The 26,115-nt window shown below is 72.4% G+C and carries 19 protein-coding genes; 11 read left to right on the forward strand and 8 right to left on the reverse strand.

Annotated elements, in window-relative coordinates; translation table 11 throughout:
- The first annotated feature begins 155 nt into the window (after positions 1 to 155).
- The 3 genes from ACZ45E_RS04540 to ACZ45E_RS04550 all read left to right on the forward strand — a co-directional run bounded on the left by ACZ45E_RS04540 (position 156) and on the right by ACZ45E_RS04550 (position 6,119).
- Positions 156 to 1,190, forward strand: coding sequence for an asparaginase (locus tag ACZ45E_RS04540; protein ID WP_468216442.1), 1,035 nt, complete (start codon positions 156 to 158; stop codon positions 1,188 to 1,190).
- A gap of 373 nt (positions 1,191 to 1,563) precedes the next feature.
- Positions 1,564 to 4,401: a PQQ-dependent sugar dehydrogenase gene (locus ACZ45E_RS04545; protein WP_468216445.1), complete on the forward strand. Its 2,838-nt coding sequence runs from the start codon at positions 1,564 to 1,566 to the stop codon at positions 4,399 to 4,401.
- Entirely contained in the window at positions 4,398 to 6,119 is a 1,722-nt protein-coding gene (locus ACZ45E_RS04550) for a ThuA domain-containing protein (RefSeq protein WP_468216447.1), read from the forward strand. The genes ACZ45E_RS04545 and ACZ45E_RS04550 overlap by 4 nt, the downstream gene beginning before the upstream one ends.
- 39 nt (positions 6,120 to 6,158) lie before the next feature.
- On the opposite strand, the gene ACZ45E_RS04555 is transcribed toward ACZ45E_RS04550, so the two are convergent.
- Together ACZ45E_RS04555 and ACZ45E_RS04560 are read right to left on the reverse strand one after the other, a co-directional pair.
- Entirely contained in the window at positions 6,159 to 7,481 is a 1,323-nt protein-coding gene (locus tag ACZ45E_RS04555) for a radical SAM protein (RefSeq protein WP_468216448.1), read from the reverse strand.
- 135 nt (positions 7,482 to 7,616) lie between these two features.
- Positions 7,617 to 8,300 (reverse strand): pyridoxamine 5'-phosphate oxidase family protein, encoded by a 684-nt coding sequence (locus ACZ45E_RS04560; protein WP_468216450.1) that lies wholly within the window; start codon positions 8,298 to 8,300, stop codon positions 7,617 to 7,619.
- Between the two features lie 115 nt (positions 8,301 to 8,415).
- Between ACZ45E_RS04560 and ACZ45E_RS04565 the strand changes: the two genes are divergently transcribed.
- The 4 genes from ACZ45E_RS04565 (at position 8,416) to ACZ45E_RS04580 (ending at position 15,924) form a co-directional block, all read left to right on the forward strand.
- The gene (locus tag ACZ45E_RS04565) at positions 8,416 to 9,663 is read left to right on the forward strand and encodes an FAD-binding protein (RefSeq protein ID WP_468216453.1); all 1,248 of its coding nucleotides are present in this window, start codon (positions 8,416 to 8,418) and stop codon (positions 9,661 to 9,663) included.
- 155 nt (positions 9,664 to 9,818) lie between these two features.
- Complete coding sequence (locus ACZ45E_RS04570) at positions 9,819 to 12,644, forward strand: glycoside hydrolase family 2 TIM barrel-domain containing protein (RefSeq protein WP_468216455.1); 2,826 nt, start codon at positions 9,819 to 9,821, stop codon at positions 12,642 to 12,644.
- Positions 12,641 to 13,813, forward strand: a complete 1,173-nt coding sequence (locus ACZ45E_RS04575; RefSeq protein ID WP_468216457.1) for an MFS transporter — start codon at positions 12,641 to 12,643, stop codon at positions 13,811 to 13,813. Before ACZ45E_RS04570 ends, ACZ45E_RS04575 begins: the two co-directional genes overlap by 4 nt.
- Positions 13,814 to 13,878: 65 nt before the next feature.
- On the forward strand, positions 13,879 to 15,924 hold the full coding sequence (locus tag ACZ45E_RS04580) for an NAD(+) synthase (RefSeq protein ID WP_468216460.1): 2,046 nt from the start codon (positions 13,879 to 13,881) through the stop codon (positions 15,922 to 15,924).
- Between the two features lie 22 nt (positions 15,925 to 15,946).
- Here the strand turns inward: ACZ45E_RS04580 and ACZ45E_RS04585 are convergent, their stop codons facing one another.
- Positions 15,947 to 16,927 carry a GlxA family transcriptional regulator gene (locus ACZ45E_RS04585; protein WP_468216462.1) on the reverse strand — a complete coding sequence of 327 codons (981 nt, stop codon included), beginning with the start codon at positions 16,925 to 16,927 and terminating at the stop codon, positions 15,947 to 15,949.
- 69 nt (positions 16,928 to 16,996) lie between these two features.
- On the opposite strand from ACZ45E_RS04585, the gene ACZ45E_RS04590 reads away from it, so the two are divergent.
- Complete coding sequence (locus ACZ45E_RS04590) at positions 16,997 to 17,947, forward strand: NADP-dependent oxidoreductase (protein WP_468216464.1); 951 nt, start codon at positions 16,997 to 16,999, stop codon at positions 17,945 to 17,947.
- 34 nt (positions 17,948 to 17,981) lie between these two features.
- On the opposite strand, the gene ACZ45E_RS04595 is transcribed toward ACZ45E_RS04590, so the two are convergent.
- Both ACZ45E_RS04595 and ACZ45E_RS04600 read right to left on the reverse strand, forming a co-directional pair.
- Positions 17,982 to 19,031, reverse strand: a complete 1,050-nt coding sequence (locus ACZ45E_RS04595) for a rhamnogalacturonan acetylesterase (RefSeq protein WP_468216467.1) — start codon at positions 19,029 to 19,031, stop codon at positions 17,982 to 17,984.
- A 50-nt stretch (positions 19,032 to 19,081) separates the two neighbouring features.
- Positions 19,082 to 20,491: an RICIN domain-containing protein gene (locus tag ACZ45E_RS04600; RefSeq protein WP_468217125.1), complete on the reverse strand. Its 1,410-nt coding sequence runs from the start codon at positions 20,489 to 20,491 to the stop codon at positions 19,082 to 19,084.
- A gap of 229 nt (positions 20,492 to 20,720) precedes the next feature.
- Here ACZ45E_RS04600 and mmuM point away from each other — a divergent pair, with 229 nt between their 5' ends.
- Together mmuM and ACZ45E_RS04610 are read left to right on the forward strand one after the other, a co-directional pair.
- Positions 20,721 to 21,650, forward strand: a complete 930-nt coding sequence (gene mmuM / locus ACZ45E_RS04605) for a homocysteine S-methyltransferase (protein ID WP_468216469.1) — start codon at positions 20,721 to 20,723, stop codon at positions 21,648 to 21,650.
- 251 nt (positions 21,651 to 21,901) lie between these two features.
- Entirely contained in the window at positions 21,902 to 22,270 is a 369-nt protein-coding gene (locus ACZ45E_RS04610; RefSeq protein ID WP_468216472.1) for a VOC family protein, read from the forward strand.
- A 28-nt stretch (positions 22,271 to 22,298) separates the two neighbouring features.
- Here the strand turns inward: ACZ45E_RS04610 and ACZ45E_RS04615 are convergent, their stop codons facing one another.
- Together ACZ45E_RS04615 and ACZ45E_RS04620 are read right to left on the reverse strand one after the other, a co-directional pair.
- Positions 22,299 to 23,000: a helix-turn-helix domain-containing protein gene (locus ACZ45E_RS04615; protein WP_468216475.1), complete on the reverse strand. Its 702-nt coding sequence runs from the start codon at positions 22,998 to 23,000 to the stop codon at positions 22,299 to 22,301.
- Entirely contained in the window at positions 22,997 to 23,926 is a 930-nt protein-coding gene (locus tag ACZ45E_RS04620) for an AraC family transcriptional regulator (protein WP_468216478.1), read from the reverse strand. Before ACZ45E_RS04620 ends, ACZ45E_RS04615 begins: the two co-directional genes overlap by 4 nt.
- A gap of 80 nt (positions 23,927 to 24,006) precedes the next feature.
- Between ACZ45E_RS04620 and ACZ45E_RS04625 the strand changes: the two genes are divergently transcribed.
- Entirely contained in the window at positions 24,007 to 24,876 is an 870-nt protein-coding gene (locus ACZ45E_RS04625) for a Rossmann-fold NAD(P)-binding domain-containing protein (RefSeq protein WP_468216480.1), read from the forward strand.
- A gap of 33 nt (positions 24,877 to 24,909) precedes the next feature.
- On the opposite strand, the gene ACZ45E_RS04630 is transcribed toward ACZ45E_RS04625, so the two are convergent.
- On the reverse strand, positions 24,910 to 26,079 hold the full coding sequence (locus ACZ45E_RS04630) for a YihY/virulence factor BrkB family protein (RefSeq protein WP_468216483.1): 1,170 nt from the start codon (positions 26,077 to 26,079) through the stop codon (positions 24,910 to 24,912).
- Positions 26,080 to 26,115: the final 36 nt, after the last annotated feature.

The following is a 26,115-nucleotide window of genomic DNA, read 5'->3' on the forward strand; positions in this document are numbered from 1 at the left end:
CACGATCCGCGATCATCGGCCAGGATTCGCAATCCGATTGCGCCCTTTTCGAATTATCCTTGCTGAAGATCGAACGTGCACGCGCCCGGTTCAGGCGTCGCACGCGTACGCATCCACACGTCCGTACGCACCCGTACCTTCGCGAGGCAGCCCCCATGGAACACATCCGCACCCCCAAGCGCATCACCCTCATCAGCACCGGCGGCACCATCGCCAGCCGCTGGCAGGGCACCGGCTACGCGGCCGACGCCGGCGGGGACACCGTCCTGGCCAGCGCCGCCGTGCCGGACGGGGTGGCGGTCGAGGTCGTCGACCTGTTCAACGTGAACAGCTCGCGGATGACCAGCGAGCGGCAGCTGGCCCTGCTGCGCACCGTCCGCGAGGTCCTCGCGGACCCGGCGGTGGACGGCATCGTCGTCACGCACGGCACGGACACCCTGGAGGAGTCCGCGTTCCTGCTGGACCTGCACCACGACGACCCCCGCCCGGTGGTCTTCACCGGGGCGCAGAAGCCGCTCGGCGCAACCGACGGCGACGGCCCGGGCAATATGTACGACGCGCTGCAAGTCGCCGCCTCCGTACGGGACCTGGGTGTCCTGGTGGTGTTCGACGGGCGGGTGCACGCCGCGCGCGGCACCGTGAAGACGCAGACCCTCGCCGCGAACGCGTTCGCCGACCCCTCGGCCGGACCGCTCGGCCGGCTCGGTTTCGGCCGGGTCGACATCCGCACCGCCCCGCAGCGCCCGGCCCCGTTGCCGTCGCCGCGGGAGGGGGCCCACATACCGCGGGTCGACATCGTCATGCACCACAGCGACGCCGACCCCGCGCTCTTCGAGGCGGCGCTCGCCGCGGGCGCGCAGGGGATCGTGCTCGTCGCTACCGGCGCGGGCAACGCCACCCCCGAGTTCGTCGACGCGGTCGCCGCCGCCGTCCGGCGCGGCGTCCTGGTCGCGGTCAGCACCCGGGTCCCGGCCGGCCCGCTCGCCGAGATCTACACGGGCGGCGGCGCCGTCGACCTGGTCGCCGCGGGTGCGGTGCTCTCCGGCACCCTGCGCGCGGGCCAGACCCGGATCGCCGTACTGGCCGCGCTCCTGTCGGAGGCCGCGCCCGCCGCCCGCACCGACCTGTTGCGCCGGCTGATCGCCGCGCCGCTCCCCCAGGACGACGCCGCTGCCGAGAGGGCCGCCTGAGCCACAGCCACACCAGCAGTCACAGTCACAGTCACAGTCACACCAACGGCAACAGTCACAGCGCCCCCGGCGCCACAGCCAACCGTCACCATCAGCGTCACCGCCACCCCGTGGGCGCCCCCCGAACCAGTCGGTTCCGGCGGGCGCCCCCGCGCATATCCGTGCCCCACGAACGCTTTGTTCTTTCCGAGGAGAAAGTTCCGGCCGTGCGCGTCAAAGGGGTTCCTGTGAGACGCGACAGTCATTACGGTCATTGACCGGTACCGGACAACCTGGACCGCGCGCCCCTCCTTCCTTCTGCGGGGCGTCACGTCCCCCGGCGCGTCCGGCGCGCGCCTGTGCCCCACCCACTCCCCTCGTACGGAGGATGCGCGTGCACAGGAGACTTACCCGACCCCTCGCGGCGCTCGCTTGCACCCTGCTCGCCGCCGCGGGCGCCCTCACCGCCCAGCAGAGACCGGCCGAAGCCGCCCCGGCCGCGGTCGAAGCCGCGGCGGCCGAAGAGTTCCAGCAGGTCACGCTCGCCAAGGGAGTCGCCGAGACCGGCGAGCCGATGACGTTGGCCGTCCTCCCCAACCGTTCGGTCCTGCACACGTCACGGGACGGAACGCTCCGGCTCACCGACGCGGCCGGGGCCACCAAGGTCGCGGGCGCGCTGGAGGTCTACTCGCACGACGAGGAGGGCCTCCAGGGCGTCGGAGTCGACCCCGGTTTCGCCACCAACCGCTTCATCTACCTCTACTACGCCCCGAAACTCTCCACCCCCACGGGCGACGCCCCCTCGGACGGAACGGCGGCGGACTTCGCACCGTACAACGGAGTGAACCGGCTCTCGCGGTTCGTCCTGCGGACCGACGGCACGCTCGACACCGCCAGTGAGAAGAAGGTCCTCGACGTGCCCGCCTCCCGGGGCATCTGCTGCCACGTCGGCGGCGACATCGACTTCGACGCGCAGGGCAACCTGTACCTCTCCACGGGTGACGACTCCAACCCGTTCGCCTCCGACGGCTACACGCCCATCGACGAGCGGTCCTCGCGCAACCCGGTCTACGATGCCCAGCGCTCGGCCGGCAACACCAACGACCTGCGCGGCAAGGTCCTGCGGATCAAGGTGAACGCGGACGGCGGCTACAGCGTCCCGGCCGGCAACCTCTTCGCCGCCGGCACCGCGAAGACCCGGCCCGAGATCTACGCCATGGGTTTCCGCAACCCCTTCCGGATGACCGTGGACAAGCCCACCGGCACCGTCTACCTCGGTGACTACGGCCCCGACGCGGGCACCGCGAACGCGGCCCGGGGCCCCGCGGGACAGGTCGAGTTCAACCGGATCACCAAGGCGGGCAACTTCGGCTGGCCCTACTGCACCGGCAAGAACAACGCCTACACCGACTACGACTTCGCGACCGGTACCTCCGGCGCGGCCTTCTCCTGCGCCGCGCCGAAGAACACCTCGCCGAACAACACCGGCCTGACCGACCTGCCCCCGGTCCAGCCGGCCTGGATCCCGTACGACGGCGGCTCGGTCCCGGAGTTCGGCAGCGGCTCCGAGTCCCCGATGGGCGGACCCGTCTACCGGTACGACGCGGCGCTGAACTCCGACGTGAAGTTCCCGCAGAGCTACGACGGCGACTTCTTCGCGGGTGAGTTCGGTCGCAAGTGGATCAAGCGGATCGAGCAGGGCGCCGACGGTGCCGTGCAGTCGATCAACGCGTTCCCCTGGCAGGGCACGCAGGTGATGGACATGACCTTCGGCCCGGACGGCGCCCTGTACGTCCTGGACTACGGCACCGGCTACTTCAACGGTGACGCCAACAGCGCCCTCTACCGCATCGAGAGCGTCAGCGGCGGACGCTCTCCCCTCGCGCAGGCCGCGGCCGACCGTACGTCGGGCCAGGCGCCGCTGGCCGTCGCCTTCTCGTCCGGCGGCAGCTCCGACCCGGACGGCGATCCGCTGAGCTACGCGTGGAAGTTCGGCGACGGCGCCACCTCGACCGCCGCCAACCCCTCGCACATCTACACCGCCAACGGCCGGTACACCGCCGAGCTGACCGTCTCCGACGGCACCGGCAAGACCGGCACGGCATCCGTGACGGTCACGGTCGGCAACACCGCGCCGACCGTGCGGCTGGAACTGCCGGCCGACGGCAGCATCATCGACCCGGGCGCCGCCGTGCCGTTCAAGGTGACGGTCACCGACCCGGAGGACGGCACGGTCGACTGCTCCACGGTCAAGATCACGTTCATCCTCGGCCACGACAGCCACGGCCACCCGCAGACCTCGGCGACCGGCTGCACGGGCACCGTGCAGACCATCGCGGACGGCGAGCACGACGCCAACGCCAACATCTTCGGCGTGTGGGACGCCGAGTACACCGACAAGGGAGCGAACGGCCAGCCGGCCCTGACCACCCACGCCCAGAACATCAGCCAGCCCAGCCACCGGCAGGCGGAGCACTACGGCACCTCGAACGGCATCCAGGTCATCGACCACGCGGCGGCGCACGGCGGCAGGACCGTCGGCAACATCGAGAACGGTGACTGGATCTCCTTCAAGCCCTACGTCCTGTCGAACGCGACGAGGCTGACCGCCCGGATCGCCTCCGCCGGCACCGGCGGCACCCTGGAGGTACGGGCCGGATCGGCCACCGGCACCCTGCTCGGCTCGACGGCGGTCCCCGTCACCGGGGGTTGGGAGACCTTCCAGGACGTGAGCGCCGACCTGACGAACCGGCCGGCCGGCACCACCTCGCTCTTCCTCGTCTTCAAGGGCGGCAGCGGTGCGCTCTACGACCTCGACGAGTTCTCCTTCACGACGAACTCGACCGGTCCGCGGACGGGTGAGATCAAGGGCATCGGCGGCAAATGCGTGGACGTCGCCGCCGCAGGACAAGCCGACGGCACCCAGATCCAGCTCTACACCTGCAACAACACCACCGCCCAGAAATGGACACTCCCGGGCGACGGCACCCTACGCGCCCTCGGCAAATGCATGGACCTCAGCGGCGGCGCCACCACCGACGCCACCAAAGTCCAACTCTGGACCTGCAACAACACCGGCGCCCAACAATGGACACCCCAACCCGACACCACCCTGCGCAACCCACAGTCCGGCAAATGCCTCGACGCCGCCGACGCCTCCACCACCGACGGCACCAAACTCCACCTCTGGACCTGCACCGCCGCCGCCAACCAGAAGTGGGACCTGCCATGACGCGACGTCTCGGAAGAGTCACCCGCTGGACCCTCGGCGGCCTGTTGTGCGCCGCCACACTGCCCGCCGTCCCGGCCGCGGCCGCGGACCCCGCCTACGACGTGCTCGTCTTCTCCCGGACCGCCGGCTTCCGCCACTCCTCCATCGACGAAGGCATCACCGCCCTGCGTGAGCTGGGCGCGGCCGGCAACTTCACCGTCACCGCGACCGAGGACCCCGCGGCGTTCACCCCGTCCGGGCTCGCCCCGTACGAGGTCGTCGTCTTCCTCTCCACCACCGGCGACGTCCTCGACAGCGCCCAGCAGAGCGCCTTCGAGGGATACGTGCGCAACGGCGGCGGGTACCTGGGCGTGCACGCCGCCGCCGACACCGAGTACGACTGGGCCTGGTACGGCGGGCTCGCCGGGGCGCTGTTCGCCTCCCACCCGAGCGTCCAGCAGGCCACCGTGAAGGTGGAGGACCGGGCGCACGACGCCACCGCCCATCTGGCGCCGACCTGGCAGCGCACCGACGAGTGGTACGACTACCGCACCAACCCGCGCACCACCGCCCACGTGCTGGCCTCGCTCGACGAGTCCACGTACAGCGGCGGGAACATGGGAGGCGACCACCCCATCGCCTGGTGCAAGGAGTACGACGGCGGCCGGGCCTTCTACACCGGCGGCGGCCACACCGAGGAGTCGTACACCCAGGCCGCCTTCCGCCGGCACCTGCTCGGCGGCATCCGCTGGGCCGCGCGGACGACCGAGGCGGACTGCCGCCCGGAGACCGGCTACACCTCGCTGTACGGGACCTCCGGCACGACGGGCTGGAAGCAGGCCGGGCCCGGGGCGTTCACCCAGGCCGACGCCACGCTGACCTCGCAGGGCGGGCTCGGCATGCTCTGGTACGCGGCCAAGGAGTACCAGGCGTACTCCCTCAAGCTCGACTGGCGGCAGGCCGGCGACGACAACTCCGGTGTGCTCGTCGGCTTCCCGGCCTCCGACGACCCCTGGTCGGCGGTGAACAACGGCTACGAGATCCAGATCGACGCCACGGACACGGCGGACCGGACCACCGGCTCCGTCTACGGCTACAAGTCGGCGGACCTCGCCGCCCGCGACGCGGCGCTGAACCCGCCGGGCGAGTGGAACACGTACGAGATCCGGGTCGAGGGCGAACGCCTCCAGGTGTTCCTCAACGGCCGCCGGATCAACGATTTCACCAACACCGATCCGGTCCGCAGCCTGCGACAGGGCCACATCGGCCTGCAGAACCACGGCGACGGGGACGACGTCTCCTTCCGGAACGTCCGGATCAAGGAGCTCGGCGGTGGGCCCGAGCCCGGTCCGCGGACGGGTGAGATCAAGGGCATCGGCGGCAAATGCGTGGACGTCGCCGCCGCCGGACAAGCCGACGGCACCCAGATCCAGCTCTACACCTGCAACAACACCACCGCCCAGAAATGGACACTCCCGGGCGACGGCACCCTACGCGCCCTCGGCAAATGCATGGACCTCAGCGGCGGCGCCACCACCGACGCCACCAAAGTCCAACTCTGGACCTGCAACAACACCGGCGCCCAACAATGGACACCCCAACCCGACACCACCCTGCGCAACCCACAGTCCGGCAAATGCCTCGACGCCGCCGACGCCTCCACCACCGACGGCACCAAACTCCACCTCTGGACCTGCACCGCCACCGCCAACCAGAAGTGGAGCCTGCCCGCCGCCTGAGTCCGTCCCGCGCGGACCTCTCGGCCCCGCCCGGTCTGCTCAGACCTCCACGGCCTCCTCGTTGGGCGCGAGGCTGTCCATGAAGGAGCTGACCGAGAAGACGGCGCGGCCCGCACCCGACGGGCCGTAGCCGGGCGGGGACGAGAGGCCGAACTCGTCCATCGTCGAGCGGTACGCCTCGAGGAGCCGGATGTGGTACTCCAGCGGCGCGCCCTGCGGGTTGGCCTTGCCCAGCGGCGTCGTCGGCTCGGGGCACCACGTCGTGAAGCGGGGCGTGATGCCGTTCGCCATGAAGAAGCGCAGGCCCTCGGTGGTGGAGGCGATGGCCTCGTCGACGGTCTTGAAGCCGAAGGGCTCGGCCATCTCGACACCGGCGACGAAGTTCGGGATCACGTTGCGCGCGCCGAAGACGTCCCTGGAGTCGAGGATGCGCTTGTGCCACTCGTCACGGCCGACGTACCGCTCCTTGCCGGGGCAGTACATCTTGAACAGGTACTCGTCCCACACCTCGTAGTTGGGGTGGTAGATCTGCACGCCGTAGTCCTTGAAGCGCTGGACGTCGTCCTTGGGCAGCGCCTGGGCGACGACCTTGCCGATCCAGCGGCCGGGGAAGTACTCCTCGATGGCCTTGGCGTACCGCCCGTAGAAGTCGGCCTCGTCCAGGCCCTGGACCTTCGAGGTGATCGCGCCGCCGGTCAGGGTGTACGCGGTGGACGTCTTCGCGGTGTCGTACTTGTCGATGATCTCGAGCGCCTCGAGGACCTCGTCGACGTCCTTCACGCCCGTGTACGGGCGGCCCGCCGCCTTGTGCTGGCGCCAGTTGTGGTTGATGTCGCAGTACTGGCACTCCTCCTTGGCGCCGAAGTACTGGCAGACGCGGAACGCGGTCAGGTAGATCAGGTAGCCCCACTGGATGGTCGGGGCGACCTCCATGACCGACTTGCCGTTGGAGAGCTTGTGCTTGTAGTACTCCGGCATCGGGGGCACGCCCACGTCGGCGATGCGCTTGCCGTCGAGGTAGAGGCCGAGCATGCCGGACTCGTCGGCCGCGACCCGGTAGGGGGAGGCCGGGTTCACGCGGACCGAGACGACCGTGCGGCGCAGGTCGTAGGGGCCGCCGGTGAGGACGATCTCCTCGGGCGGGCGGCGCAGCGCGGCCTCGCCGAGCTCGGGCAGCGTGCCGTGGTCGAAGGAGAAGATGAAGTACGACTTCGGCTTGACCTCGCCGTCCTCGTTGTCGCTGAGCGCCGAGGCGTCGAAGGCGACGCCGCCGCGCAGCAGGTCCTCCTTGAAGACCGCTTCCCTCGGAACGTGCGGGAAGCGCTCCATCAGGTCCTCGACGAGTGCCGTACGGCTCTGCATCCCGATTCTCCTTGCTCCTATGACGGTGCTTCTACGACGTGGCTTCTACGACGTGGCCGCTATGACGTGGCCGCTATGACGCTGCTTCCGCGACGGTCACAGTTCGACACCTCACGGTATGCCCCCGCTTGTCGCTCACCCCTGGCGGGTCCCCGCTCGGGCCACGACGTGCGCGGGCGCGGTGATGCCGTGCGGCAGGAGCGGGTCGGCGGTCGGGGCGCCCCAGCGGGAGGTCAGCGGGAGCGTGCCGGCCCACAGGCCCAGCTCGGCGTCGGGTGAGCCGCCGTCGTCCGGCGGGCCCGCGCTGATCTTGACCGACGCCTCCTCCAGGGACAGGGCGAGCACGGTCGTGGCCGCCAGTTCCCTGCGGTTCGGGCGGCGCGCGTACCCCCACTGGCCCGGTGCCGAGTGGTGGGTGAGGACGCGCAGGGCCTCGGTCTTCTCGGCGTCGTCGGTGAGGACGTGCGGCACGCCGTAGATCATCGCGGAGCGGTAGTTCACGCCGTGTTCGAAGACGGAGCGGGCGAGGACGAGGCCGTCGACGTGGGTGACGGTGACGCATATCTCCGCGTCCGGTTCGGTGGCCAGGCTGCGGCCGGCCACCGACCCGTGCACGTAGAGCCGGTGCTCGTCGCGCCCGTAGACCGTGGGGACGACCATGGGAGACCCGTCGACGATCACGCCCAGATGACAGACGAAGCCCGCGTCGAGGACGGCTTCGAGGTCGGACCGCTCGAAACTCACGTTCTCCCGCATGCGGCGCGGCCGGGTCCGGTCGGTGGGGGCGAGGGCGGTGCGCGGCGGATCGGTGTGCGTCATGCGCCGGAACAGTACTCCGGCGGTCGCGGAGCCCTGGGGGCCGGCCAGCGTCCCCGGGGGCGACGCGCGTGATCCAATCGGCGGGACGCCCGCACCCCTGGAAAGGCAGCTCATCGTGACCGAAGCCGTGTTCAACTGGGCCCGTAACATCACCTTCTCCACCTCCGAGCTGCACCGCCCGGCCGGCCTCGACGAACTGCGCGGCCTCGTCACGAGGAGTCCGCACATACGGGTGCTCGGCAGCGGCCACTCCTTCAACCGGATCGCCGACGTCGACGCCGGCCGGGGCGGCGCCCTGGTGTCGCTCGCCGCGCTGCCCGGCGGCATCGAGGTCGACGCCGCCGCGCGGACCGTCCGGGTGGGCGGCGGTGTGCGCTACGCCGAGCTGGCCGCCGAACTGCACGCGCACGGTCTCGCCCTGCCCAACATGGCGTCCTTGCCGCACATCTCGGTCGCCGGGTCCGTGGCGACCGGCACGCACGGCTCGGGGGTCCACAACCGGTCGCTGGCCGAGGCCGTACGGGCCGTGGAGCTGCTCACCGCCGACGGTGAGACGGTCACGCTCGCGCGCGGCGACGCCGGATTCGAGGGCGCCGTCGTCTCGCTCGGCGCGCTCGGGGTGGTGCTGTCGCTCACCCTCGACGCGGTGCCCGCATTCGAGGTCGCGCAGCACGTGTTCCGTGAACTGCCGTTCCAGGGGCTGGACTTCGCGGCCGTCTCCTCGGCCGCGTACAGCGTGAGCCTGTTCACCACGTGGCGCGGGCCGCACTTCGACCAGGTGTGGGTGAAGCGGCGCCTGCCCGAGCCGGTCTCCTTCCCGTGGGCCGAGCCCGCCGTCGAGGCGCAGCATCCGGTGCCGGGGATGCCCGCCGAGCACTGCACGGAGCAGTTCGGTGTGCCCGGGCCCTGGCACGAGCGGCTGCCGCACTTCCGCGCCGGGTTCACCCCGAGCAACGGTGACGAGCTGCAGTCGGAGTACCTGCTGCCGCGCGAGCACGCCGTGGCCGCGCTGCACGCGCTCGACGCTGTGCGGGAGCGGATCGCGCCGGTGCTCCAGGTGTGCGAGGTGCGGACCGTCGCGGCCGACACCCAGTGGCTGAGCCCCGCGTACGGCAGGGACACGGTCGCCTTCCACTTCACGTGGGTGGCGGACACGGCCCGTGTGCTGCCCGTGGTGTCGCTGGTCGAGGACCGGCTGCGCGAGTTCGCGCCGCGCCCGCACTGGGGGAAGGTGTTCACGACCGCGCCGGACCGGGTCGCGGAGCGTTACCCGCACGCCGCCGAGTTCGCCGCGCTCGCCCGCCGCCTCGATCCGCGGGGCACGTTCAGCAACGCGTTCGTGCGAGCGCTGCTGCCGCGCTGAGCCGTCGCGGACGAGGACTTTCGTGGCTCGCCTTGGACGCGCCACCAGGACTTTCGCGTCCTTTGTTGGACTTTCACCGGTGCCTTCCGCACACCCGCGCCCCGCGGCATAAGGTCCGGTCCGGTGAGAGCCAGCACTTCGAAGTGAGGAGAGCCATGTCCTTCTCGTACGTCGACGATGTCCTGCCCGGGAACGGCGCGCTGCCGCCGCGCGCCTGGTACGCGGAGTCCTCCGCCGCCGCCCTCTCCCTGAACGGCAGCTGGCGTTTCAGGCTGTCGCCGACCGTCGACGCGCGGGACGAGTCCTTCGCCGCCGAGGGGTACGACGCCGGGGAGTGGGCCGAGGTGGCGGTGCCGGGCCACTGGGTGTTGCAGGGGCACGGCGCGCCCGTCTACACCAACCACCTCTACCCGTTCCCGGTCGACCCGCCGCACGTACCGACCGAGAACCCGACCGGTGACCATCTGCGCACCTTCGACCTGCCGCCCGGGTGGCCCGCGGACGGTGCGGCCACGCTGTGCCTCGACGGTGTGGAGTCCTGCGCGCGGGTGTGGCTGAACGGCACCGTCCTCGGCGAGTTCAAGGGCAGCAGGCTGCCGCACGAGTTCGCGGTCGGGCAGCTGCTGAAGCCGGTGGGGAACGTGCTCGCGGTCCGGGTCCACCAGTGGTCGGCGGGCTCGTACCTGGAGGACCAGGACCAGTGGTGGCTGCCAGGCATCTTCCGCGACGTGACGCTGTTGCACCGCCCCGCAGGCTGTGCCGTCGACTTCTTCGTGCACGCCTCGTACGACCACACGGCCGGTACGGGCACGCTGCGGGTGGACAGCGACGTGGCCGGGCGCGTCACGGTACCCGGGCTGGGGATCGACGTCCCGACGGGTGAACCGGTGACGGTTCCCGTCGAGCCGTGGACGGCCGAGACGCCGCGCCTGTACGCGGGCACGCTGGACACCGGCGGCGAGCGCGTACCGCTGCGCGTCGGGTTCCGTACGGTGGAGTTGTCGGACGGCCTGATCAAGGTGAACGGCACGCCGGTCCTCTTCAAGGGCGTCAACCGCCACGAGTGGCACCCCGAGCGCGGTCGCGCCCTCGACCTCGAAACGATGCGCCGCGACGTCGAGTTGATGAAGCGGCACAACATCAACGCGGTCCGCACCTCCCACTACCCGCCGCACCCTGCCTTCCTCGACCTGTGCGACGAGTACGGCCTGTGGGTGATCGACGAGTGCGACCTGGAGACCCACGGCTTCGTCGAGCAGGGCTGGCGTGACAACCCCGTCGACGACGACCGCTGGACGCCCGCGCTCCTCGACCGCGCGGCGCGCATGGTGGAGCGCGACAAGAACCATCCGTCGGTGGTGCTGTGGTCGCTCGGCAACGAGGCGGGGACCGGCCGCGGCCTCACCGCGATGGCCGAGTGGATCCGCGGCCGCGACCCGGAGCGGCTCATCCACTACGAGGGCGACATCGACTGCCGTGACGTGGACGTGTACGCGCGGATGTACGCGGACCACGCCGAGGTCGAGCGGATCGGACGGGGCCTGGACGGCGGCCCCGGGCGGCGGCGCGAACTGCCCTTCATCCTGTGCGAGTACGCGCACGCGATGGGGAACGGGCCCGGTGGACTCGCCGACTACCAGCGGCTGTTCGAGGCCCATGATCGGCTCCAGGGCGCCTTCGTGTGGGAGTGGATCGACCACGGGATCGCCGACGAGCGGTTCGGCTACGCGTACGGCGGTGACTTCGGCGAGGAGCTGCACGACGGCAACTTCGTCTGCGACGGGCTCCTCTTTCCCGACCGCACGCCGTCGCCCGGCCTGATCGAGTTCAAGAAAGTGATCGAGCCGGTACACCTCGGCGTCGACGCCGCGGCGGGCACGGTGCGGGTCACCAACCGCTACGACTTCCGCGATCTGTCCGGCCTCTCGTTCGTGTGGGCGTACGAGGTCGAGGGCGAGGCGGTCGAGGCGGGCTCGCTGGTCGTGCCCGCGCTGGCGCCGGGCGCGCACGCCGAGGTGAAGCTGCCGGCGGCGCCGCCCGACGGGCGCGGCAAGGAGGCGCTGTGGACGGTGCGGGTGCTCGACGCGGACGACCACGAGGTGGCGTGGGGCCAGGCGGTCGCCGAGCCGACACCCGTACCAGGGTTGCCGGTTGGTGAGCGGCCCGTCCGCGGGGAGCGGCTGGTCACGTTCGGTCCCGGCACGTTCGACGCGCGCACCGGGGCGCTGCGCACGATCGGCGACGTGGAGGTGGTGGCCCCGCGTCTGGACGTGTGGCGGGCGCCGACCGACAACGACAACGGGGCGAGCTGGCAGGACGACGAGCGGCTCGGTCCGCTGTGGCGCCGGTTCGGACTGCACCGGATGCGCCACCGCTGGGACGGTGTGGAGCTGGGCGACGACGCGCTGACGGTCCGCACCCGGGTCGCCCCGGCGGGCCGCGACATCGGACTCCGGGCCCTCTACCGCTGGACGGCGGACGCGGACCGGTTGCGGCTGACCGTGTCCGTGGCGCCCGAGGGCGACTGGCGGTTCCCGCTGCCGCGGCTCGGTGTACGGCTCGGGCTGCCCGGTGGCGCGGCGGCCGTGCGCTGGTTCGGCGGCGGCCCCGGGGAGGCGTACCCGGACACGCGGGCGGCGTCGAGGATCGGCCTGTGGCGCTCCGACGTGGACGCGCTCCAGACGCCGTACGTGCGGCCGCAGGAGAACGGGGCGCGGGCGGATGTCCGCTGGGCGGAGATCGGCGGCCTGCGCGTCGACGGTGACCCGAACTTCTGGTTCACGGCCCGGCGTTGGACCTCGGAGCAGCTCGACGCGGCCGAGCACCGGACGGACCTGACGCCCGGGGAGACGGTGTGGCTCAACCTGGACCACGCCCAGCAGGGCATCGGGTCGCAGTCGTGCGGACCGGGGGTGCTGCCGCGGTACCGGCTGACGGCGGCGCCGGCCGAGTTCTCGTTCACGTTCCGCGCGCTCACGTGACGGCCACAGCCGAACGGGCCACCTCCGAAAGGCTGTTCACGCCGGCGGCGACGGTCGCCTCCTGCGCCGCCTTCGTCCTGATCGGCATGGTGCAGGCGCTGTACGGCCCGGCCGTTCCGGGTCTGCGGGAGGAGTACGGGCTCTCCCCCGCGGGCGCCGGGCTCGGTCTGAGCCTGCATTTCACGGGTGGCGTGGCCGGGGTGCTCGTCTTCAACGCGATCCACGCGCGGATCAGCAACAGGGCGCTGCTGGGGGCGAGTTACGCGCTGATGGCGGCGGGCGCCGCGGGCTTCGCGCTGGCCCCGGACTGGCCGCTCGCGCTGGCCGCGGCGTTCCTCGGCGGGCTCGGCTTCGGCGGCATCGACTACGGGCTCAACCAGCTCTTCGCGGTCGGATTCGGTGCCCGCTCGACGGCGATGCTGAACATCCTCAACGCCCATTTCGGCATCGGCGCGGTCCTCGGCCCGGCGCTCGTCGCCTGGCTGGGGCCCGACGACCACGGGTACGCGTTCGGAGCGTGCGCGGTGCTCGCGGCGGCGCTCGTCCTGTGCACGCGCGGCGTCCGCGACCGCGCGCCGACGCCGGACGGAAGCTCCCGACGCGGTTCGGAGCGGGGCGGGTTGCTCTCCCGCCTCCTCCTCGGGTTCCTGGCGCTGTACATCCTCAACGTCGCCGTGGAGGCGGGCGTCGGCGGCTGGGAGCCCACGCATCTGGAGACGGTCGGCCACAGCGCGGCCATCGCCGCGTCCGCCACGTCGGTGTACTGGCTGATGATGACCGCGGGCCGCTTCCTGGTGGTCCCGCTGACGCTCCGCCACTCCCCCGAGACCATCCTCACGGTGTGCGCGGCCGGCATGACGGGCTGCCTGCTCCTCGCCCTGATCCCGGGCGCGGCTCCCTACGCGTACGCGGGCGTGGGCCTCTTCATCGCCCCGGTCTTCCCCACGGGCCTGCCCTGGCTGAACCGGGCGCTCCCGGGGGCGAGCCGGGCCGGGGCGTGGGTGATCGCCGCGTCGATGATCGGCGGGGTCGCCGCGCCCCCGCTGCTCGGCGTCGGCATCGAGAGCCACGGAATCCAGGCGGTGCCGTGGCTGCTGGCGGCAGTGTCGGCGGCGTCCCTGGCGGCGACGGTGTGGCTGAGACGGGCGACTCCGGGGGCGGGAGGATGACTGGCCATGCCTTGCGCGGCCGGGCCCCGCGCGCACCCCTCCTGCCCGGTTGTCATGATGGAGGGGTGAACTTCCGGTCGATTTATGCTCATGGTTTCGCTCGTGTGGCCGCATGCACCGGCCAGACCTTCATCGCGGATCCGCCCGCCAACGCCGAGGCGATCCTGCGTCAGGGGCGCAGATGCGCCGAGGAGGGGGTGGCGGTCGCGGTCTTTCCCGAGCTCGGTCTGACCGGGTACTCCATCGAGGATCTGTTCCTTCAGGACGCGGTGCTCGACGATGTCGAGCGGGCTCTGGCCACCGTGGTGGAGGGGTCGGCGGAGCTGCTCACCGTTCTCGTCGTCGGCGCGCCGCTGCGGCACCGGGGCCGTGTCTACAACTGCGCCGTCGTCGTGCACCGGGGGCGGATCCTCGGCGTCGCCCCCAAGTCGTACCTGCCGAACTACCGGGAGTTCTACGAGCGTCGCCAGCTCGCCCCCGGTGACGACGTGCGCGGGGCCACGATCCGGGTCGGCGGCGAGGACGTGCCGTTCGGCGTGGATCTGCTCTTCGCCGCCGAGGACGTGCCGGGGCTCGTGGTGCACGTGGAGATCTGCGAGGACATGTGGCTGCCGGTGCCGCCGAGCGCCGAGGCGGCTCTCGCCGGGGCGACCGTGCTGCTCAACCTGTCGGGCAGCCCGATCACCGTCGGCCGCGCCGACGACCGCAAGATGCTGTGCAGCGCCGCCTCCTCGCGTTACCTGGCCGCGTACGTCTACGCGGCGGCCGGGCTCGGCGAGTCGACGACCGATCTGTCCTGGGACGGACAGACGATGATCTTCGAGAACGGGGCGCTGCTCGCGGAGACGGAGCGGTTCCCGGACGGCGACCGCGCCTCGGTGGCCGACGTCGATCTGGACCTGCTGCGCCAGGAGCGCCAGCGGATGGGCACCTTCGACGAGAACCGCCGCACCCACGCCGCGCGCACCGGCGACTTCCGCACGGTCGCGTTCCGGCTCGACCCGCCGGCCGGCGCCGACCTGGGCCTGCGCCGTCGCGTCGAGCGGTACCCGTTCGTGCCGGCGGACGCGCAGCGGCTCGCCCAGGACTGCTACGAGGCGTACAACATCCAGGTCGCGGGGTTGCAGCAGCGGCTCGGGGCGATCGGCGGCCCGAAGATCGTCATCGGGGTGTCGGGCGGTCTCGACTCCACGCACGCGCTGATCGTCGCTGCCCGGGCGATGGACCGGGCGGGCCGTCCGCGCAGCGACATCCTGGCGTTCACGATGCCGGGCTTCGCGACCGGCGACCACACGAAGAACAACGCCCACGCGCTGATGAAGGCGCTCGGCGTCACCGCGGCCGAGCTGGACATCACGGACACGGCGCGGCTGATGCTGAAGGAGATGGACCACCCGTTCTCGTCCGGCGAGCCGGTCTACGACGTCACCTTCGAGAACGTGCAGGCCGGGCTGCGCACCGACTACCTCTTCCGGCTCGCCAACCAGCGCGGCGGCATCGTCCTCGGCACCGGCGACCTCTCCGAGCTGGCGCTCGGCTGGTGCACGTACGGGGTCGGCGACCAGATGAGTCACTACAACGTGAACTCGGGCGTGCCCAAGACGCTGATCCAGCACCTGATCAGGTGGGTCGTCAGCAGCGACCTGTTCGGCGACGAGGCCGGCCGGATCCTCACCGCGATCCTCGACACGGAGATCAGCCCGGAGCTGGTGCCGGGCGAGGAGCTGCAGTCGACCGAGTCGAAGATCGGCCCGTACGCGCTGCACGACTTCACCCTCTTCTACGTGCTGCGGTTCGGGTTCCGGCCCTCGAAGATCGCGTTCCTGGCCTGGCACGCCTGGCGGGACAAGGACGCCGGGGAGTGGCCGCCGGGCTTCCCCGAGTCCGACCGCGGCGCGTACGGCCTGGCGGAGATCCGGCACTGGCTGGAGTACTTCTGCAAGCGCTTCTTCGGGTTCGCGCAGTTCAAGCGGTCCGCGATGCCGAACGGGCCGAAGGTGTCCGCCGGTGGTTCGCTGTCGCCGCGCGGGGACTGGCGCGCCCCGTCCGACAGCAACGCTCGGGCGTGGCTGCGGGACCTGGAGCGCTGGGAGTGGCCAACCGACGAGTGACCCGAACCTCGGCGCGGCGGTCTCAGACGGTCGCGCCGAGGCTGCGGAACGTCCGCCGGTAGGCCCGCGGGGAGACCCCGATGGCCGCCTGCAAGTGCTGCCGCAGCGAGGTGCCGGTGGCGAATCCGACCTCCGCCGCGATCCGGTCCACGGGCAGGTCGGTGGATTCCAGGAGGTGCCGGGCCCGGTGCACCCGCTGGTGGATCAGCCAGCGGCCCGGGCTCGTACCGGTCTCCTCCTGGAAGCGCCGGGCGAAGGTGCGCGGGCTCATCCGGGCGTGGTCGGCCAGCTCGCGCAGGGCGAGCGGTCCGTCGAGGTGGTCGAGGGCCCAGGCGCGGGTGGCGGCCGTACCGGTGCCGCCCTCATCGGGCATCGGCTGCTCGATGTACTGGGCCTGTCCGCCGTCGCGCCACGGCGGCACGACGCAGTGCCGGGCGACCCGGTTGGCGACCGCGCTGCCGTGGTCGGAGCGCACCACGTGCAGGCAGACGTCGACGCCGGAGGCGGCGCCCGCCGAGGTCAGCACGTCGCCGTCGTCGATGAACAGCACGTCCGGGTCCAGGTCGACCCGCGGGAACATCCGGCTGAAGGCGTCGGCCAGGGCCCAGTGCGTCGTCGCGGGCCGCCCGTCCAGGAGACCGGCCCCGGCCAGCGTGAACGCGCCGGTGCAGATGGAGACCAGGCGGGTGCCGGGGCGGATCCGGGCGAGCGCGGCGCGCACGTCCTCGGGCAGGTCCGCCGTGACGCGCCGCAGGTCGTACGGCGGGATCACCACGGTGTCGGCGCTCTCCAGCGCCTCGGGCCCGTGGCCGACAGTGATCGTGAAGTCGGCGTCGGTCGCCACCGTGCGCTCGTCCGTCGCCGTGCAGGTGAGCACCTCGTACGCGCCCGGCACCAGCGGGAAGACCCGGTTCGGGATGCCGAGCTCGAAGGGGTAGACGCCGTCGAGAGCGAGGGTGACGACGCGGTGCGGCCGGCCGGCCGGGGAGTGCTTGAGGCCCATGGCACGATGCTATCGGTTCATGGCAATCTTGCCATTGCCCAGGTCAGCGGGGAGAGGCACGCTGGATTCATGACCAAGAACACGATGAAGGCCCTCACCCAGACCGCTCTCGGCGGCCCCGACGTGCTGCACGAGGCCGAGGTCGCCCGCCCGGAGCCGGGCATCGGCCAGATCCTCGTCGCCGTCCACGCGGCGGGGCTCAACCCCACGGACTGGAAGCACCGCGCGTCCGGCCTCTTCCTCGGCGAGCCGCCGTTCACGCTCGGCTGGGACGTCTCCGGGGTCGTCGAGGCGGTCGGTCTCGGCGTCTCGCTCTTCGCGCCCGGCGACGAGGTGATGGGCATGCTGCCGTACCCGTACGGCGCCGGTTCGCACGCCGAGTACGTGGCCGGTCCGGCGCGCGCCTTCGTGCCCAAGCCCGCCGCGCTGAGCCACGTCGAGGCGGGCGCGCTGCCGCTGGCGGCCCTGACCGCCTGGCAGGCCCTGGTGGACAACGCCCAAGTGACCGCCGGTCAGCGGGTGTTGGTGCACGCGGCCGCGGGCGGGGTCGGGCACCTCGCGGTGCAGATCGCGAAGGCGCGCGGCGCGTACGTCATCGGTACGGCCAGCGCCGCCAAGCACGACTTCGTGCGCGGCCTGGGCGCGGACGAGGTCATCGACTACCGCACCGCCGACTTCGCGGCCGAGACCAAGGACATCGACGTGGTGCTGGACTCGCTGGGCGGTGAGAACTGCCTGCGCTCCCTGGAGGTGCTGAAGCCCGGCGGCATCCTGATGTCGATCCTGCCCGACCAGTGGGGTCCCGTCCCGGTCAGGGCGGCGGAGCTGGGGGTGCGGGCCCGGTTCATGCTGGTCGAGCACGACCAGGCGGGGATGGCGGCCGTCGCCGATCTCGCCGGGTCGGGACAGCTGCGGGCGCACGTCTCGGGCACCTACCCCCTCGCCGGGGCGGCCGAGGCGCACGCCCAGGGCGAGACGGGCCGTGTCACCGGCAAGCTGGTGCTGACGGTCCGCGCGTGACGGCCACGCGGACCGGCGGCCGGCACGCGGGGGCTCAGCGCACCAACCGCTCGCGCACGAGCCCCTGTTCGCGCAGTGCGTCGCGGACGAGGGCGGCGTACTCCGTGGCACCCCGCGCCGAGGTGTGGGTGTTGTCCCGCTTCTCGTCGTAGAGGTACAGGGCCTTGGACGCCTCCGGGCCCAGCTCCTCCACGCGCGCCTTCGTCAGAGCGGTCAGGTCGATGAGCGGTACGGACTCGGTGGCGGCCAACTCCCTGATGACAGCGGGGTGATCGACGCCGAGTCCGTTCACGAGCAGCGCTGTGTCGTTGTTCAGGGTGCCGTCCGTGTTGAACCAGCGCCGCACGATCGGGGTGACCAGGACCGGCCGCGCGCCCCGCGCCCGTACTCCGTCGATCAGCACCCTGAGGTTCGCCCGGTAGGCCGGGCCGTCAGTCGTCTTGTCGTTGTGGGCGAGCTGGATGAGCGCCAGGTCGCCGCGGCGGACGAGCGTCCGGACCGTCGGGAAGAGCGCGGGGTTCTCCAGGTACGTCACCGAACTCTCCCCGGAGTCGGCGTGGTTGGCGACGGACACGCCGCGCTTGAGGAACTGCGGCAGCTCCTGCCCCCAGCCCGTGTAGGGCTCGCCGGGCTGGTCGCAGACCGTGGAGTCGCCGATGAGGAAGATCCGGGGCGTGCTGCGCCGGGCGGGCCGCACCTGGACCGACGCGAGCGCGGGGGCCGGTCCTGCGAAGGTGAGGTCGAGCCCGGCGCTGCCCGCGGGGCCGGTCGGCTCGCCCTCCGGGGTCCGCACGTCGACGGTGAAGGAGCGGCGGACGGTCTGCCCGGGCCGCGTGGCCGTCTCCGCGAGCAGCGCGCGCCGGGTCTCGCCGCTGACGGACGTGCGGCCGGCGGCCGCGCCGCCCAGTTCGACACGTACGTCGTAGGTCCCGGGTGCCACGTCGAAGTGGCAGAGCACGGGGGCGGCGCCGGTGCAGTGGCCGAGCCCGCCGGCGTGGGCGGGGGTGGCGGCGTGGGCGGGGGTGAGCGCTCCCGCGCCGCCGAGGCAGACAGCGGCGGCGAGGGCGGCGGCGACACGTCTCATGGCGGAGCTCCTCTGCTCGGGGTGTGCGCGGACATCACCGGCCGGCGGCCTCAACTGGCGCGCCGCCACTGCTGGTTGCTCGCCCCGTTGCAGGGGTGGGTGATGACGGCGGCGGAGTCGGCGGTGGACGCGCCGTTCACGTCGAGGCACTCGCCGGACGCGCGGGATCTGAGGGTCGTCCAGCCGCCGGAGGACGTGGCGGTCCACTGCTGGCCGCTCGCGCCGGTGCAGTACTCCTGGGTCACGTTCGCGGCGTTCTCCGTCAGGCACAGGGAGCTGCTCCGGCCGACGAGCGCGTAGAAGCCGCCGCCGGCGGACTTGAACCAGAACTTCTGGTTGGCGCCGCTGTTGCAGGTGTACTGGGTGACGGCGACGCCCGTGAGCAGGGACTGGTTCGGCACGTCGACGCACTTGGCGCTGTGCCGGGCGGCCAGCGTCTCGTAGGCGGCGGCGGTGGCGCCGATCGTCCCGGTGGCCGTGTCGACGGTGATCTCCGGCGCCCAGCTCATGCTCATCGTGGTGGCGTCGGGGAAGGTGAGCGGCAGCCACACGTACCGCGAGTCGTTGACGGTGGCGCCGAAGGAGTTGCCCCAGCGGTCCCCCATGTAGAGGTACGAGGTCCCCGAACTCCCCTGTACGGGAAGGACGTACGCGGTCTGGGAGTGGAAGGCCGTCGCGTCGCCGATGTTCTTCCATCCCGTCCAGGGCCCGGCCGGGGAGGTGGCGGTGGCGTACTGCTGCTGGTTGGGGTTCCAGCCGGTGGCGCCCGATGTCAGCATGAAGTAGACGCCGCCGCGCTTGAAGAGGGCGGGGGCCTCACGGTGGCCGCCGGGCCACGGGTTGGCGACCAGGCTCGCGATGCCGGTGTAGTCGGCGGTGAGCTTGTAGACGTGCAGGTCGTAGTTCTCCTTGGCGGCGGAGACCATGTAGCCGGTGCCGTCGGTGTCCGTGAACACCGTGATGTCGCGGGACATGTGGGCGTCGAGCGGCCGGAAGCTGCCCCGGTACGTGTAGGCGCCGTCCACGGTGTCGGAGACGGCGACGGCGGCCCGCGCCTCGCCGTAGTCGGCGGCGCCCTCCTTGTGCATCCACATGACGAACCTGCCGGTGGCCGCGTTGTACATGACCTTCGGGCGCTCGATGTTGGCCTCGGCCAGTTCGCCGGCGCTCGCCTGGGTCAGGACATGGTTCCTGAACTCCCAGTTCTTCAGGTCGCTGGAGCGGTACGCGTCGACATAGCGGAAGGTGTTGTCGTCGTTGCGGTGTTCGCCGAACCAGTAGTAGTACGCACCGACCTTGATGACGCCCCCGCCGTGCGCGTGCACGGGTCCGCCCGAACCGGCGGTGAACTGCGTGCCGTTGGCGATGGTCTGGGGCGCCGCCTGGGCCGGTGCGGCGGTCAGGAACGCCGCCGCCAGCGCACAGCACAGGGCCAGCAGCAACACGTACGTACGTCTCAGGCTGCGCATGCCAGTCGCTCTCCTTCGATGGGTGAAGAACCGCACGTCGATCGAGCACCGCCCGGCTGCACGGCCGCCCGCCTGCCGCCAGTTGGCCGATATGTCGAACGTCAATCGTGATGACGAACACGGAGAAGGTAGAGGGGTGGTACGAGGAGGTCAACGGGTCGGACGGAACTCCCGGGATCAGACGGAACTCCCCCGTCCGCGTATCGGTTAGCGTCCCTTCATGACCAGCGACTCCGCACGGCCCTCCCCCAGTGCCCTGACCGACGCCCTCTCCCACGGCACGCTCGTCCTCGACGGCGGCATGTCCAACCAGCTCGGGTCCGCCGGGCACGACCTGAGTGACGAGCTGTGGTCGGCGCGGCTGCTCGCCGAGGAGCCCGGCGCCGTCACCGAGGCGCACCTCGCCTACTTCGAGGCGGGCGCGGACGTCGCCATCACCGCCAGCTACCAGGCGACCTTCGAGGGGTTCGGCAAGAAGGGCTTCAGCCGCGAGCGCGCGGCCGAACTGTTGGGCCTGAGCGTGGAGTTGGCGCGCGAGGCGGCGCGGCGCGCGGATGCCGGGCGCCCGCTGTGGGTGGCGGCCTCGGTCGGACCGTACGGGGCGATGCTCGCGGACGGCTCCGAGTACCGGGGCCGGTACGGGCTGAGCGTCGCCGAGCTCGAACGCTTCCACCGGCCGCGGATCGAGGTGCTGGCCGCGGCCGGCCCCGACGCCCTCGCCCTGGAGACCGTGCCGGACGCCGACGAGGCGCGGGCGCTGGTGCGGGCGGTGCGCGGGCTCGGGGTGCCGGCGTGGCTGTCGTTCAGCGTCGCCGGCGGGCGGACGCGGGCCGGGCAGCCGCTGGAGGAGGCGTTCGCCCTGGCCGCCGACGCCGACGAGATCGTCGCGGTCGGCGTCAACTGCTGCGCCCCGCAGGACGTGCCCCACGCCGTCGCGACGGCGGCGCGGGTGACGGGCAAGCCCGTCGTGGTCTACCCGAACAGCGGCGAGGAGTGGGACGCACGGGCGCGCGCCTGGCGGGGGCGGCCCACGTTCACCGCCGACCAGGTGACCGGCTGGCAACGGGCAGGCGCCCGCCTCATCGGCGGCTGCTGCCGAGTGGGGCCGACGGCGGTGGCGCAGGTCGCGGCGACGGTCCGGGGGGCCTGACCGGCCGGGCGCGGGTCGCGGGTCGCGGGTCGCGGGTCGCGGCGACAGTACGGGGACCTGGCCGGTCCTACGCGCGGCGCGGCGACGGTCCGGGGGACCTGACCTAGGCGGCGCGGGTCGCCGTGACAGTCCGGGACTCCTGACCCGCCCGGCGCGGGTCGCCGCCACGTCCCGGGGCCAGACCCGCCCGGTGCGCGGCGGCGTCCGTTTCGTACAAGACCGCGCGGCCCGCGCCTGCCTACGGTGAGGCCATGACTGACAGCACCGTCCGGATGGACGCCATCGGAATCAGCTCCACCGACCTGAGCGCCGCGCTCGCCTTCTACCGCCTCCTGGGGCTGACCTTCCCCGAGGGCGCCGAGCAGCTGCCGCACGTGGAGACGGCGCTGCCGGGTGGTATCCGGCTCATGTTCGACCCGGACGACAGTGGCGCGGAGCACGGCCGGGGCCGTGTCGCGCTCGCCTTCCACTGCGGTGACGCGGCCGGGGTCGACGCGACGTACGCGGCGCTGACCGAGGCCGGACACCACGGCGAGAGCAAGCCGTGGGACGCGGTGTGGGGGCAGCGCTACGCCGTGGTGCACGACCCGGACGGCAACCAGATCGACCTGTTCGCCTGACACGCGCGGCGCCCCGGCGGCGGCCCGCTCAGGTCAGCGCGCCGAGCGTGGTCCCCGTCAAGTCCCGTACGTCGCGCGACAGATGCGCCTGGTCCGCGTATCCGGCCCGGGCGGCGGTCTCCGCGAACGGGATGCCCGCGCGGGCCAGCGCCAGGGCCCGCTGCAACCGCAGTACCCGGGCGAGCGTCTTGGGCCCGTAGCCGAACGCGGCCAGCGAACGCCGGTGCAGCAGACGGGGGTTGAGCCCTGTCGCCGCGGCCGTCCCGGTGACGGTGCGGCCCGCGTCCAGGGCCGCGACCACGCGGGCGAGGAGCGGGTCGGGCGGTGCGACGGCGGCCACCAGGCGGACGGCGGCCCGCTCCAGTTCCGCCGCGGGGTCGGCGGCCGCGTCGATGCGCTCGGTGAGGCGGCGGGCGTCGGCGCCGCGCCACAGCTCGGCCAACTCGGCGCGTGTGTCCCGTAGTTCGTGGGCCGGTACGCCGAGGTAGGCGGGGGCCGCGCCGGGCGCGAACCGGACACCCGCATACCGGCGGCCCGCCGCGTCCGCCGTCTCCGCTCCGGTGGGGTGGGCGCGGGTGTCGGGTCCGGCGACGAAGAGGCGGCCTTCGCTCCAGATCAGGTCCATGCAGCCGTCGGGCAGCACCGGACGGGCCGCCTGGGGACCGGGTGCCCGCGTCCACAGCACCGCCCCGGGCACCCGGCTCGCCCGTTCCTCGTACGCCCCGGTCATCCGCGGTACTCCTGGGGGCTGACTCCGTACTCCCGCTTGAACGCGCTGGACAGGGCGAACGCGCTGCCGTACCCGATCCGCCGGGCGATCGCCGCGACGGTGATCCCGCTGTCGCGGAGCAGGTCCGCGGCGAGCGCGAGGCGCCAGCCGGTCAGATACGTCATCGGGGGTTCGCCCACGAGGTCGGTGAAGCGGCGGGCGAGCGCCGCGCGGGAGACTCCGGCCTTCTCCGCGAGCCCGGCGACGGTCCAGGGGTGGGCCGGGTCGTTCTGGATCAGGCGCAGCGCCGGTCCGACGACGGGGTCGCCCAGCGCCCGGTACCAGGCGGGCGCGTCCGCCTCGGGGCGGGAGAACCAGGCGCGCAGCGAGGCGATGAGCAGCAGGTCGAGGAGCCGGTCGAGAACGACTTCCTGGCCCGGCTCGTCCCGCACGATCTCCTCGGCGACAAGCGGGGTCAGCGGGCAGTCCCACACCTCGGTGGGGAGCACGAGGATCGGCGGGAGCGCGTCGAGGAGCCGGCCGGTGAGCTCGCCGCGCATCTGGTAGGTGCCGATGAGCATCTGCGCCGGACCGTCCGGGGTCTCGCCCCAAGAGCGCACCCCGAGCTCCCGGTAGCGGCCGACGTGCGCGGGCCCGAGCGGCCTGCACACCTGGCCGGGGCCGATCTCGGCGCGCGGCGCGGTGGCCGGGTCGTCGCAGCAGACGTACGCGCCGGGGCCGCGGGCGACGGCGATGTCACCGGGGCGGATCCGCTGGGCCCGGCCGTCCCCTTCGGGCAGGAGCCACGCGTCACCCTCGACCATGATCATGACGGTGAGGGGTGCCTCGTCGGCGATCCGCAGCGACCACGGGGGCGCGAAACAGGCCCGGATCATGAAGGCCCCCCGGGCCCGCGGCCCCTCCAGGAGCCCTGCGAGTACGTCCATGACGGCAGCGTAGACGGACGCGTATGGCGGCGAGCGGCTCACGGATGTTTCCAGGCGGCGGCCCGCAGTTGAGTGGACGCATGACGCAGACGACGCGGAATACGAAGCAGGACACGAAGCGGGACACGACGACGGTACTGGTGACGGGGGCGACCGGCCGGACGGGGCGCAGGGTCGCCGAGGCGGCGCGCGCCGCGGGGCTGACGGTCCGGGCGGCCTCGCGGTCGGGCGCGGTGCGGTTCGACTGGACGGACCCGGCGACCTGGGACGCGGCGCTGCGCGGTGCCGACGGGGCGTATCTGGCGTACCCGTCGGACATCGGGGCGCCGGACGCGGCGGCGGCCGTGGGCGCGCTGGCGCGGCGGGCGGTCGAGCTCGGCGCCCACCGGCTCGCCCTGCTCTCGGCGCGCGGCGAGGACCAGGCCGGGCCGGCGGAGGCGGCGCTGCGGGACTCGGGGGCGCGGTGGACGGTCCTGCGGTGCGCGTGGTTCCACCAGAACTTCAGCGAGGGCCCGTTGCTCGACCAGGTGCGCGGCCCGGAGCTGGCGTTCGCGGCGCCGGACGGGCTGCGCGAGCCGTTCCTCGACGTACGGGACATCGCGGATGTCGCGGTGGCGGTGCTCGGGGATCCGTCGGAGCGGTATGCGGGCGGGACCCTGGAGCTGACCGGTCCCGAACTGCTGACGTGGGGCGAGGCGTTGGCCTCGGTGGCACGGGCCACGGGTGCGGCGAAGCGGTACGTGGCGGTGCCGGTGCGCGACTACGGGGCGGCGCTGGCCGGGGCGGGGGTGCCGGCGGGCGAAGTGGCGTTCCTGGTGGAGCTGTTCGGCACACTGCTCGACGGCCGCAACGCGTCGGTGACGGGTGGCGTGGCGCGGGTGCTCGGGCGCGGGCCGCGCCCGTTCGACGGGTTCGCCGCGCAGGCGGCCACGGCCGGCGCCTGGAAGTAGCGCGCGGGGGGACCGGCCCCGGCCCGGCCCGTGCTACTCGTCCTCGTCCTCGTGCGGGGCCTCCCCCGGCCTGCGTACATGCGTGCGCAGGCGGGACGTCACGTCCTCGGGGGGCAGGAACCTCGACCAGCGCTCGGGGAACTCGGACGGCATGTCGGGATCATCGGGGTCGTCGGGATCATCGGGGTCGTAGGAGTGCGCAGCCGCGCGGGCGGCGCTGCGGGCCAGGTAGTGCGCGGCCGGCCCCGTCGTCCGGACCCGTTCGTTCGAGGCGCGCGCGGCGGCGGTGGCGACCGAGGGCCAGACCCGGTCGATCGCGGCGTTCATCGCGGCGCCGACGAGGACCGCGAACGCCGAGACACCGATCCACAGGAGCACCGCGACGGGCGCCGCGAGGGAGCCGTAGATCGTGGGCCCCTCGATGGTGCTGGTGAGGTAGAGGCGGAGCAGGAAGCTGCCGGGGATCCACATGGCGAGGGCCACGAGGGCGCCGGGCACGTCCTCGATCCACGGGGAGCGCACGGGTACGGAGACGTGGTAGAGCGTCGTCAGAAAGGCGACCGACAGGACGAGCACGACCGGCCAGTACAGGATCTGGACGAGCGTCTCCGACCAGGGCACGAGGCCGATCACCGCGTCGGGTCCCGCGATCATCAGCGGCAGCGCGACCGAGCCGACGACGAGACCGATGAGGAAGAGCAGGAACGCGAGCAGCCGTGTCTTGACGATGCCGCGGACGCCGTCGAGGCCGTACATGACGGTCACGGTGTCCACGAACGTCGACACCGCCCGCGAGCCGGACCAGAGCGAGATGAGGAACCCGATGGAGATGACGTCGGGGCGCCCGCCCTTGATGACGTCGTCCAGGATCGGCTGGGCGATCTCCTTCACGCCCTGGTCGGTGAGGACCGTGCGGCTGGCCTCCAGGATGTTGTCGCGGACGCCCGCGATGGTGTCCGCGCCGGTCCACGAGTCGACGTAGGCGAGCAGGCCCACCAGGGAGAGCAGCAGCGGCGGGACGGAGAGCAGCGTGAAGAACGCCGCCTCGGCCGCGAGGCCCAGGATGCGGTACTCCATGCACGAGTTGACGGTGTCCTTGAGCAACAGCCAGGCGGTCCTGCGCTTGGAGACGTTCTCGTAGAGAACGCGGGCCCGGTGGAGACGGCCGGACGGCGGTGAGGGGGATTCACTTGCTGGCTGCACGCCCTAAAGGTATCCGCCACCGGCAGGTGTACCCAT

The sequence above is a fragment of the Streptomyces sp. NPDC030991 genome (assembly GCF_055571235.1).